We start from the raw sequence: 10997 nt of genomic DNA, 5'->3' as shown, positions 1-10997 counted from the left end.
TTCAGGTGTCGGGGGTGGAGAGGGGGTTGGGAACGGCGTGGCTCGAACGGCCGGTGTTCAGCTTGCGGGCGAGCAGGGCTTCAGCCGTCAATGTCGGCCTCCTGAGCCCGAGCTGGTCCTGGCGCGCGCCAAGCCCGTGGGCGGCAGCATAGTCGGCCAGCATCCGCCTGATGGCTGTCCAGAAGTCGGCTTCGCGCAGGCCGTAGAATGTCTGCAAAAGGTGCGAGACCTCGGCGAGGTTGAAGACGAACAGCGCGTCCGTCACCAGTTCGCCTAGCGTCTCGACATCCTCCATCCAGTAGTACTGGTCGGGCAGCGCGTCCCGATAGGCCGGATCGAGGGCCAGGAAATCGGGCACCTTGTCCGGCTGGCGCAGGAAGCCGGGCACATATTCGACGCTGTCGTGGAAGTCGCGCAGCACCAGCCGCACCGGCCAGCCGTCGCGATGGACGAGCACCATGTTCTGACCATGCGCTTCGGTGGCGATGCCGTGTCCGACGAGCAGGTGCCAGACCGGCAGCACAGCGACTTGCAACAATTGCCCCAGCCAGTTGCGGAAGCCGTGGCGGTGCACCCACGCGTCGATGAAGGGGCTTCCGTCATGCTCGACAGCCATCAGTGCGTTGAACGGCACGGCCTGTTCCCCGTCGGCCAGCGTCGAGGTGACGCTGCAGCGCCAGATCGCCGCCAACTGGCCGGCCAGCGGCCCGTCGCGGCCGGCAATGATGCCGGCATATTCGCCGAGCACGACAAGCGGATAGGTCGTCCTGAACAGCGGATCGCCGGCGACGATGTCACCGAGCCAGCGCGAGATCACTGGTGCCGTGCACACGGAATGCGGCTCGATCGTCCTGAGCGACGACGAGTTGCGAATATTCATCGACAGTTTGACGTTGGCAGCGTCCGGACGATCTGCGTTGAGCAAGGTCCGGATCGACTGGCTCGCAATGTAGCGGTCGCCGGCGAAACCGGCGAAATGCGCCGTGCCGTCCGCCAGCCATGGCGAAAGCAGCGTCTCCCGCAGCGACTGCCACTGCCAGGGGTGCAGCGGCAGCAGCGCGAAGTCGTCCCAGCTCACGCCGAGCTCGGCGCGGCGCCGGTTGATCGCGGCAAAGGTCTCAGCACCGAGTTCGTCGTGCCAGAATGTCGTCTCGTCGCCGGGCAGGCGCTGTCCTATTTCGTTTCGCCGCACCAGCAGCCAGGCGAGCTGGAAGCTGTTGCCGGCTTCGGGGCCGAAATCGCGGTGATCGCTTTCGCTGAACCCCGACCGTGCCTTGAAGCACGGGTGGTAGGCATGACCCTCGTGCAGCGCGCCTTCGAGCGCGGCGAAGCCAAGGTCGCTGCGCGGGCCATAGGGCAGGTTGCGTTCGTTCCAGCTGCAATGTGCGACCGTGCTGTACAACTCGCCCAACAGCCGGCGCTTGTCTTCCGCCGATGCCGGCAGGCTTGCCACCAGCTCGTCGAGTGTCGCAGCGTGCCACGCGCCGTCGCGGCTCTCGCTCTCGATCGAGCCAGCTGAAAGGCGGATGCGACCGAACGCGCCTTTCACGCCGGTGCAACGAAACCGTTTTGCACCATGCGACCACACGAAGATCTGCAGGGCAGCGTCACCGGTTACCGTCGTCTCGACGAGCCCTTCATACAGCACGGCCTCGACAAGCTGCCTGACCACGCGCTCATCGGGGCGGCCGGTCAGGTCAAGAGGCAAGGGCACTGCCGTCTCCGTGGTAGAGGCCGGTCATCGCAGCAAAGAGCGGGTTGGGCTGGCGGGCGTAAAGCGAGCGCTCGTTGCTTGTCTGCAGCTCGTCGACATCGAACAGCCGCGTCATCAGATTGGCCTTGAACGCCACGGTCGGGCGGTCGAGTACGCCGCGGACGAATTCGCGGCCGACGCCCGATGTCGTTCGCGACAGCACCTCCAGCCGGTCGCGCAGCATGTGCAGCAGGACCTCCTCGTCGATCAGGCCGTCATGTCCCATGCGGGCGATGACCGAGAAGATCTGGTTGACGATCAGATAGTAGGCGAAGCGGTCCTGGATATCGCGGTCGTCGTAATAGAGCGAGGCGATCTCCGCCGCCTCCGGCACATGCTGGCTGAGGCGGGCGCGATGGCGTTTCGACAGGTAGAAGCCCTGATTGTCGCGATAAAAGCCCGTGCTCGGATAGCCCTGGCTGACGTCGATCAGGCTGTTCTGCTGGTGCGCTTCGAGTGCCAGGCCGAAATCGTCATAGAGGCAGACCAGCGGGTCGAGCGCGCAGTCGAGATAGCGCTGGAACCAGTAGCGGCAGACCAGATCGGGATGGGTGCCGTCCCTCAGGCAGATGTTGCGGATGATGCGTTCGAGCCGCGACCATTCACCCGGCAGCGGTTCGGCGGTCAGTGCTGCGATGGTGATCTTGCCCTGGCCTTTGCAGGCGACAAACGGGTTTTCGCGCAGGATCACCTCGAACCCGCTTTCGGAGCGATCGGGCAGATCGAGCGTGATGTAGGCCGGATCGGAAATGATCCTGAAGCGGCCGTCGCCGCCGCCTATGCCTGTCCGCTGCATAAGCTTCGCCATGGCGACGCCTGCTTCCAGCTCCTTGCGGCTGTTGACCCTGAGCGAATTGGTGATCCGCACCGGCAGCGAGAACTTCAGCATCCATGGCAGATCCTTGTTGTAAACCGTGCGCACGGAGGACGTTGCGGTGAATGCCGGGCCGGCCGGACCGATGAGGCGCAGCTTGCCCGATGCCTGCAGGTCGCGGATGCCGTCGTCGAGCAAGAGCGCTTCGCCCTGCAGCGGATGCATCGGCAGCAGCATCTCACCACGCCGGGTCTCGATCTCGTCCTGGCCTGCAAGCGACGCGACGATCTCGGGTGCCGATTGCCTGGCGGCCGACTTGTGGCTGACGAGGGACGCATCGACGGCGAAATAGACAAGCTGGAAACTGCCGCGCAGCTCAGGCGCGTAGCTCGGCTCCTGCCAGGAGCTCATGCCTTGCCGGCTCTTCGGCGTCGGGTGCAGCGAATGGCCGAACACCAGCGACTGTTCGGCTGCGATGAAGCTGTCGTCATCTTCGTCGACGCGATGCGCTTCGATGTAGCGCAGCGTCTGCTGGTAGCTCTGCAGCGCCCGGCCGAGCAGTTCGAGTTCGCAGCCGCGCATCGCATCGCCGCGCTCGTCATGCAGCTGCCTGTAGGCCTCCTGCAACAAAAGCTGGAGTGCGGCGAAGGGCTCGACATTGCGCCAGCCGCCTTCCGTCGCCCGGCGCTGCCAGACCTGTCCGAAGCGGTGCGGGCCGCAGAGCGAGTGCGACCGAAGCTCGGCGCGCAGCACCAGCTGCTGTGCTGCCAGAACCAGTTCGATGCAGTCGACGGGGTCTTCCGGTCCGACCCTGTGCTGGGTCACCCTGCCGGGCGAGATTTCGCGGACATAGCAGTTGGCGAAATTCTGGAACGTCGCGTGTTCGGCAACCTGCCGCTGCGTGAGCTTCATCTGTCGTCACCACATGGTTTGACCGATAGAGTCCCTTGCAGCAGCTAGGTATCTGACGGATTTTCTCGGGAACGTAGGCGCTGCCTGGCGCCTCAGGCACTCCACGCGATGCTGCGTTCCGGCTCGCGGAAGGCGAAGCGGACGAGGTGGTCGTCGATGACGGCCTTGGTCCGCGCCAGCTGTTCGGCGTCGGGCGCATCCACCTCGATGGTCAGGGCGATGGCATCGGCATTCATGACGGCATGGCCGAACGGGAAGTGGCATTCGCCATGTCCGTCGCCATGGCTCACCTCGACCTTGTGGGCAAAATGCCTGCACAGCTGGGTCAGATACTTCACGCCGTGCTCGGTCTCGAACCGTCCCGTCGATTGAAACATGCTCTCTCCGTCCGTGCTTCAGTTGAAATGGCCACGGACAACGCCCGTGGCCATCAGGGTCAGAACTTGGCCGTCGCGCTCAGCCGGAATGATCGGCCCGGCTCCAGCAACGGCTTCACAGTGACGAACTCCTGTCCATATGTGGCCCGGCCGGCATAGTTCTCGTCGAACAGGTTCTTCACCTCACCGCGGAAGGTCAGGTTCGGGTTCGACTCCGGCTGGTACTCGGCAAAGATGTTGACGACCTCATGCCCCTTGAAAACATCGTCCTTGAGCGCGATCTCGACGTCGCCGCCGAGTTTGACGCCCCAGTCGTCGAAACGGTGCATCGCCGAGAGCGTGATGATCTGGCCAACCGGCGTTACCAGGTAGGTGCCAAGGTCGGAATCGGCAGGCTTGCCGTCAATGGTGACGTCGATATTGGCGTATTTGACGCTGACATTGCCCGCACCCCAGTCGTAGCCGCCGGCGATGGTGAAGCCCTGGGAACGTACGTCATGGGTCTCGATGCCCCGCGGTACCTGGTAGCGGGCGGTGCGGGCATCGTAGATGTCGGTGCGGAAGATGCTGCCTTCCAGAGTGAAACCTTCATAGGTCGCGAGAAGGCCGGCCGTCAGATTGTCCGATGTCACCGGCTTCGGGCCGGCGCCATAGTTCCAGTTCGGATTGAAGATGAAGTTCTCGGCCAGCGGCACGCCGGCCCAGACATGCGAATATCCGGCCTTGGCAGTGAGGAACTCGGGAACGAGGTCATATTCGCCCGAGATGTTGCCGCTCAGACCGGCATTGGTCCATTCCTGTCCCGTCGTTCCCTCGAACCACTGATTATCGCCGCGTGCGCCGAATGACAGCCGCGTCCGCTCCCATGGCTCGAGACGAGCCTGAGCATAGATGCCGACATTGCTGGCGTGCTCGGTTGCCGGTTCGAACTTGTCTTCGAGATCGGCGGTGTCCTTGTAGAAGTCGAAGCCGGCGGTGATGCTGCCGATGTCGAGCGCGAAGCGGTTTTCCGCCTTGCCGTTGAAGCTCTCGGTCAGGCCAATTGCGGTGTATGGCGCGGAAACTGCGGGCTTCGGATAGACGGTCGTCTCCACCTTGCTGCTGGTATAGGCGATCACGACCTTTGGGTCCCACCATCCCTCGGGGGACTCATCGGTGTAGGTGAAGACTGTGCTGCGACGATCGAGCTTGTAGTCGCGGATCAGCGGCTCCCAGGGCTTCGGATTGGGAACCAGTTCTCTCATATTGGCGCGGAACGGCCTCGGCGCATCGTCGCGCGACTGTTCGTGGCTGAGCTCGAAGCGGTGGCCGCTTTCGGCCTGGTAGGCGACCTTGCCGAGGCCGCTCAAAAGGTTGGCGCTGGTGCCGTCGACGATGCTGCCGTCGCCGGCGGTGTAGTTGTCGCCCTTGGCAAAGTTCAGATAGCCGAAGAACTCGAAACCGTCCTTCATGCCATATGCCGATAGGCCGACGGTCGAGGTCTTGCTGTTGAAGTCGTAGGTGCCGGTGACCAGGCCGCCGAGGCTTTTGCCCGGCTCGAGCAGGTCGCGCGCGTCCTTGGTCTCGTAAGCGATCGAGCCGGCGAGCGCGCCGGGGCCGGCATCGGCGGGCGCCACGCCCGCATCGACGCTGACGGCCTTCAGCAGCGAAGGGTCGATCAGGTTGGTCGCGTTGTGGTGGAAGACCTTGTTGTTCTGCCGTGCGCCGTCGACCGTCACGGCAAGGTTGTTTTCCTCGATGCCCTGGACATAGACCTTCTGCGATGTGGTGGTCGATCCGCCGACGGCGACTTTGGGCTCGTTGGCGAACACTTCCTGCAGGTCGGCAGGAGCTTTCTGCGCCAGGTCCTCGGCCGTGATCTGCACATTGTTGACGCTGCCGCCGGAGCCCAGCGTGGTCACGTCGATGGTGTCGAGAACCACCGCGCCGTTGGCCGAGACGCTAAGCCCGCCGGTCGCCGCGCTGGCGGAGGCCGACTGGACCGAAACCGTATTGGGCCCGGTAAAACGATAGTTGAGGCCACTGCCCGCGAGCAGGCGCTGCAGCGCCTGTTCCGGCGACAGGTTACCCGAGACGGCAGGGGCGGCTGCCCCGCCGATGTCAGCGGTTCCGAAAGCGATCTGCAGGCCGGTCTGCGCCGCCAGCTGCCTCAACGACTGGCCGAGCGACTGTGCCGGCAGGCTGATGCTCTGCGCGCGCGTCGCCGATTGTGCATGGGCAACACTCATCGCCGTGCCAGCCGTCAGCATACCGGCGCCAAGCGCCGTGCCCACAAGAAGCCGTGCCAGCAGGCGCCCCGACGCCCTGCTGCCAAAATCCATGTTGCTGTTGCCCATCGTGCTGGTCCCCAAAGGTCTGGCGCACGCATCCGCCGCGCGCCCTCGATGGTGTGACGCGCGAACGGGCCAACTGCCTAAAGAGCCAGTTGCGATTTTTCTGAAATAAGTTGGATCGACTTCGTCGGGCTCAGGAGATGACGATGACGACGCCCGGAACCCGATGCACCGACATCCCTTGCGTCTGGGCCAGGGCCTCGATCGCGTCATGGGCGTCGCGCGTCAGGAACACGGCGCTTACAGGGCTCGCATCATGGGTGTGCGTAGCGATCACGAGGCGTTCGGGCACGTAGCGACCAAGCTCGCCGATGGCGCTGCCGAAGGGCTTGCCCTCGAAGACCACGCGGCCGCCACGCCAGGCGAGTTCGCTCTCGAGATTGACGTCGGCAACTGCGAGCGGCGCCTTCCCAGTGAGGTAGCGCGTCTGTTGGCCGGGGGCGAGCGACACGGTGTTGGCCGCATCGGCCTTGGCGCCGCCCGAGACGGAAATGCGTCCTGCCGATGCCGTGACCGTCACTTCGTCTGCGATGGAACGAACAGCATAGGTGCCTTCGACGGCATCGCTGTTGCCGCCGAGGGCCGCGACACGGAACGGTGCGCGGGTATCGGGCCTGACCGAGAATTCCACCTCGCCCGAGAGCAGGTTCACCAGCCGCAGACCCGGCTGGAAATCGACGTCGACGGCGCTGTTGGTGTTGAGCAGCATCGTCGAGCCGTCGGGCAGGGTGGCGGTTGCCTGTTCGCCAGCACCGGTGGTGAAGTCCGACCGCATCCAGGTCAGGACGCGCGGGGCAACGACAGCCGCCGCAGAGGCGGCGACGGCACCGCCAACGAGGAATTTGCGCCGGCTGACGGTCGGCCGAGGCCTTGGCGCAGCAACCGGGGCGACATCCAGGCCGCTGCCGTCGACATTTTGCAGCAGCTGCCAGAATTCCTTCTCGTGGGCGAAGGCCCGCGCATGCTCCGGTGACTGGGCACGCCAGGCGTGGAACCGGTCGAGATCCTGCCGGCTGACATTGCCGGCCGTCAGTCGCACGATCCAGTCGCGCGCATCCAGTGCGACGCTACGGTCGATCTCGGATCGTTGTTGCCCTTTGCCCATCGCCACACGCAGTACGTGCCCATCCGTTCGGGCACACTAACCATCTTGCTATCATAGACACGCGAGATGGCACCACGCCTAAGCGTCACGGCAAAATAAATCTTGGAACAGGTCAGCCGTTGCTGTCGCGCAGCTCGGCCAGGCGTTCGATCACCCGGCGGATATGGTAGTAGACGGCCTCGTCGCTGATGCCGAGCTGGCGGGCGATTTCGCGGTGCGAGACACCATTGACGCGGTTCATCAGGAAGATGCGCCGGCTTCTCTCCGGCATCGTCTGCAATGCCTTGTCGACGGCGCGGAGCATGTCGCGACCCATGACGATGCGTTCGGGCGAGATCTCGTCGACCGACGTCGACAGAAGCTCATTGACCTCGGCGTCGATCGCGTTGCGCCGCTGCTGCTTGCGGAAGTGCCCGATGGCAGCATTCTTCGCCGCCTGCATGGTGAAGGCGGCGTGGTTGTCGATGGCGTCGTCATGACGGACGTTGGACAGCCTGATCCACGTGTCCTGAACGATGTCTTCGGCGGTCGCGCTGCAGCCGACGCGGCCACGCGTCAGCGCCTCGATGCGCGGACGCAACGTCGCAAAGCTGGTCATCAGCCTGGTGAGTGTCATTTTTTCACTCTTGTTTGCACCAGTTCCGATCGCGCATGCCTGGGGGGCGGCCGCGACGGACGTTCGATAGGCCATCAAAAAAGTGCCTGCAACCCCAACACCTTAGGGAAAAACACGGCACTGTCCGAGTTGCGGATTAAAACCTTCCTATTTTTATCATGTTTAGTGTTTGATTCTGCTGAACTAACAGCGATGGACGTGAGGCGGTCCGGACGAATTGTCGCAACAAGAAAGTTTTACGGGTGTAGCGGAAACGCCACACGGCACGCGCGGGCGCCAACGCCGATCGCCAGCCGACCATGGAGGCAGGACGTGAACCACGAGGCGTTTCGATGAGGGACTGCGCCTGGCTGCATCTGACAGGGAGGCGCCCGTCAGCGCTTGAAGTCGATCGGAACCACGATCACTGACGGCACCGCCGGCGGCGGCGCCGGGATCGGCGAGGACCGGCGCACCAGGCTGACCGCAGCTTCGTCGAGGGCCGGGTCGCCAGACGAATTGATAAGTTTGACCGACAGCACGTCGCCGCCGGAATTGAACGAGAACTGAACTGCGGCAACGCCCCGGTTGCGCACGTTGCGCGGCTTGTGCCTGTTCAGATGGGCGAAGACGCGCGACTGCCAGCGCGCCGGCGACATTGCCTTGCCGCCGCCCTGGCCGGGTGCGGGCGCGCGCACGCTGTCGGAGCTCTGCGCCGACTTCTTCGCCGCGGCGCTCTGCTGCGACGGCTTCTTCTCGATCTTGGCTTCCTTGACCGGCTCGGGCTTCTTCTGCACCGGCTTCTTTTCGCGCACCGGCTTTTCCACCGGCTTCGGCTTCTTGATCTCGGGACGCGGTTCGGGGATCGCCATCGCCACTTCGGGCAGCGGTGCCTCGACGAGGTCGGGGATCACTTCCTCGATCGGCTCGGCCTTGGTGACTTCTTCCAGAGGCTCCGGCGTCAGCTCCGCGACCTGCTCGACGGGTTCGATCGGCTCGGTCACCGGCTCGACTGGATCGGGCGGAATGGTCTCGGTCATTTCCTCGACGTTTTCGGCCGCCGCACTGTCGACCATGTCGGTCGCGTCCTGCTCAACGGCTTCCGGGGCCATTGCCATCGGCGCGAGGTCGATCATCACGGCGGACTGCGCCTGCATGTCTTCCATCATCATTGGCGGTTGCTGGTTGAGATACCAGGCGCCGGCCATGTGGACGGAGAGGATGACGGCCGCCGCCGTCGACCACAGCAACGCCTCGCTGCGGCTGATGCCGCCGAAGCTGAACTGGTCATGCGTTGCAGCACTCATTGCGCCTGCCCCTCGCTGACCGCAGGCGGAGTGGCCTGCACCTGCTCCAGCCCGACGAGCGCTATCTTGAGGTAGCCCGCGCCGCGCATCAGGTTCATCACTTCCATCAGCTCGCCATAGTCGACGCCGCGGTCGGCGCGCAGGAAGATGCGGGTTTCCTTGTCGGCCTTGGCGGCGGTATCGAGCTGCTGCTGGAAGGCGGTGCGCGCAACCGCGTCCTGGCCGATCGAGATGCTGAGGTCTTCCTTCAGCGTCACGTAAAGCGGCTCCTCAGGGCGCGGCGTGGCGGTTGCGGTCGAGGCCGGTAGGTCGACATTGACGTCGACGGTGGCCAGTGGTGCTGCCACCATGAAGATGATCAAGAGCACCAGCATGACGTCGATGAACGGCGTCACGTTGATCTCGTGGTTTTCCTGGAGATCGTCCTCGTCAACGGATTGTCTGATGCCGCCGGCCATGGCCCGTCTCCTAGACAGCGACGGCAGGCGCGCCACGCCCGTTGCCGCGCATGGCTTCATTGGCCGGCAAGCGCTCGCTGCGCTGTGGCTGGCGATCGAGATCGCGGCTGACCAGGCGCAGCACGCCGGCTGCGGCGTCGGCCAGGCCCTGGCGGTAACCGGTGATCGAACGCGCAAAGACGTTGTAGATCACCACCGCCGGAATGGCGGCGATCAGGCCGACGGCGGTCGCGAGAAGCGCTTCGGCGATGCCGGGAGCGACGACAGCGAGGTTGGTCGTTTGCGATTCCGAGATGCCGATGAACGAATTCATGATGCCCCAGACGGTGCCGAACAGGCCGACGAAGGGTGCCGTCGAGCCGATCGTGGCGAGCACGCCGGTGCCGCGGCTGAGGCGGCGGCCGGCCTGCGCCTGAATGCGCATCAGCCTGGACTCGACGCGCTCCTTGATACCGGAGGCGTCGGCATGGCCGAATTCGTGGCCCGACATCTCGAACTCGTCGACGGCGGCGCGAACAAGTACGCCGCCGATGCCGGCGCGTTCGCCGAGCGCCTGCGAGGCGTCGGCGAGCCTGCGGGCGTGCAGGATACCGCGCAGCGCCTTCTTCAGCCGCGCCTTGCTGGCGGCGATCTCGAGTGATTTGGCCAGCCACACGGTCCAGGTGATCAGCGAAGCGAAGGCAAGGCCGATCATCACGCCTTTGACCACCCAGTCGGCGGCCATGAACATGCCCCAGGGCGACAGGTCGTGCGGCAAAAGGCTCTTGGGAACGTCCGTGCCGGCAGGTCCACCGACGGTCGTGTCGATTGGCGCGGACACAGCAGGCTGCCCGGTTGCAGGCGCTGTGGCCGCCGGTGCGACTGTCGGCTCACCGGGAGCCTGGTCCGCTTGTGGTGCGACGTAGGCGCCTGGCTGCGGCAGGGCGTTGATACGTGGCTGCGTTGCTTCGGCCGGAGCCGTTGGAGCGCTCGTTGCGGGTGCCGTGGGCTCCACCTCAGTCGGCGCGGTCTGCTGGGCGAAAGCCGCGCCCGCGCTCAGAGTGATGCACAGCGCCGCTGCCATGATGCGTCCGGACCGATACTGAGCTTGCGACCCGAAAGCCGTCCCGGTGCTTGTGATGCCCCAGATGCTTCTCATGTCCGCAGTCTCCGATCGCACGCAAATGACTCAAAGGCAGGTGTCGTGCCGGGCCTCTAACATTGTTGACTTCTTTAATCAAGAAAAGCGCCAAAGAAACATGAGAATGACACACCAGAATTCATGCGTCGAGGACGAAGCGCGATCGAAAGGGCTGACGCGCAGGGAAATCGGAGGCACGGCTGACCGCCTTCGACGTTCGTAC

General features: G+C 64.5%; 9 protein-coding genes. All 9 read right to left on the bottom strand.

The features are described 5' to 3' along the window. Position 1: 1 nt before the first annotated feature. A complete protein-coding gene (locus SLT36_RS00815; protein ID WP_432285356.1) occupies positions 2 to 1714 on the bottom strand; it encodes an IucA/IucC family protein in 1713 nt (570 codons plus the stop codon). After that, complete coding sequence (locus tag SLT36_RS00810) at positions 1698 to 3479, bottom strand: IucA/IucC family protein (RefSeq protein WP_432285355.1); 1782 nt, start codon at positions 3477 to 3479, stop codon at positions 1698 to 1700. The genes SLT36_RS00815 and SLT36_RS00810 overlap by 17 nt, the downstream gene beginning before the upstream one ends. Before the next feature lie 92 nt (positions 3480 to 3571). After that, a complete protein-coding gene (locus SLT36_RS00805) occupies positions 3572 to 3856 on the bottom strand; it encodes a DUF2218 domain-containing protein (protein WP_432285354.1) in 285 nt (94 codons plus the stop codon). A gap of 59 nt (positions 3857 to 3915) precedes the next feature. Then, positions 3916 to 6192 (bottom strand): TonB-dependent receptor, encoded by a 2277-nt coding sequence (locus SLT36_RS00800; RefSeq protein WP_432285352.1) that lies wholly within the window; start codon positions 6190 to 6192, stop codon positions 3916 to 3918. A 130-nt stretch (positions 6193 to 6322) separates the two neighbouring features. After that, a complete protein-coding gene (locus tag SLT36_RS00795) occupies positions 6323 to 7294 on the bottom strand; it encodes a FecR family protein (protein ID WP_432285351.1) in 972 nt (323 codons plus the stop codon). Positions 7295 to 7406: 112 nt separating this feature from the next. Further along, positions 7407 to 7910, bottom strand: coding sequence for an RNA polymerase sigma factor (locus SLT36_RS00790; RefSeq protein WP_432285350.1), 504 nt, complete (start codon positions 7908 to 7910; stop codon positions 7407 to 7409). Positions 7911 to 8284: 374 nt separating this feature from the next. Further along, entirely contained in the window at positions 8285 to 9196 is a 912-nt protein-coding gene (locus SLT36_RS00785) for a TonB family protein (RefSeq protein WP_432285349.1), read from the bottom strand. Continuing rightward, positions 9193 to 9654, bottom strand: a complete 462-nt coding sequence (gene exbD, locus SLT36_RS00780; protein ID WP_067954728.1) for a TonB system transport protein ExbD — start codon at positions 9652 to 9654, stop codon at positions 9193 to 9195. The genes SLT36_RS00785 and exbD overlap by 4 nt, the downstream gene beginning before the upstream one ends. Before the next feature lie 10 nt (positions 9655 to 9664). Continuing rightward, on the bottom strand, positions 9665 to 10717 hold the full coding sequence (gene exbB, locus SLT36_RS00775) for a tonB-system energizer ExbB (protein ID WP_432288529.1): 1053 nt from the start codon (positions 10715 to 10717) through the stop codon (positions 9665 to 9667). Positions 10718 to 10997 lie beyond the last annotated feature (280 nt).

Origin of the sequence: Aminobacter sp. BA135 (genome assembly GCF_050859125.1) — a bacterium.
Taxonomy (GTDB): Bacteria; Pseudomonadota; Alphaproteobacteria; order Rhizobiales; family Rhizobiaceae; genus Aminobacter; species Aminobacter ciceronei.
Note: the sequence above shows the minus strand (reverse complement) of the source record. Positions and strands in the feature narration are given on the sequence as shown.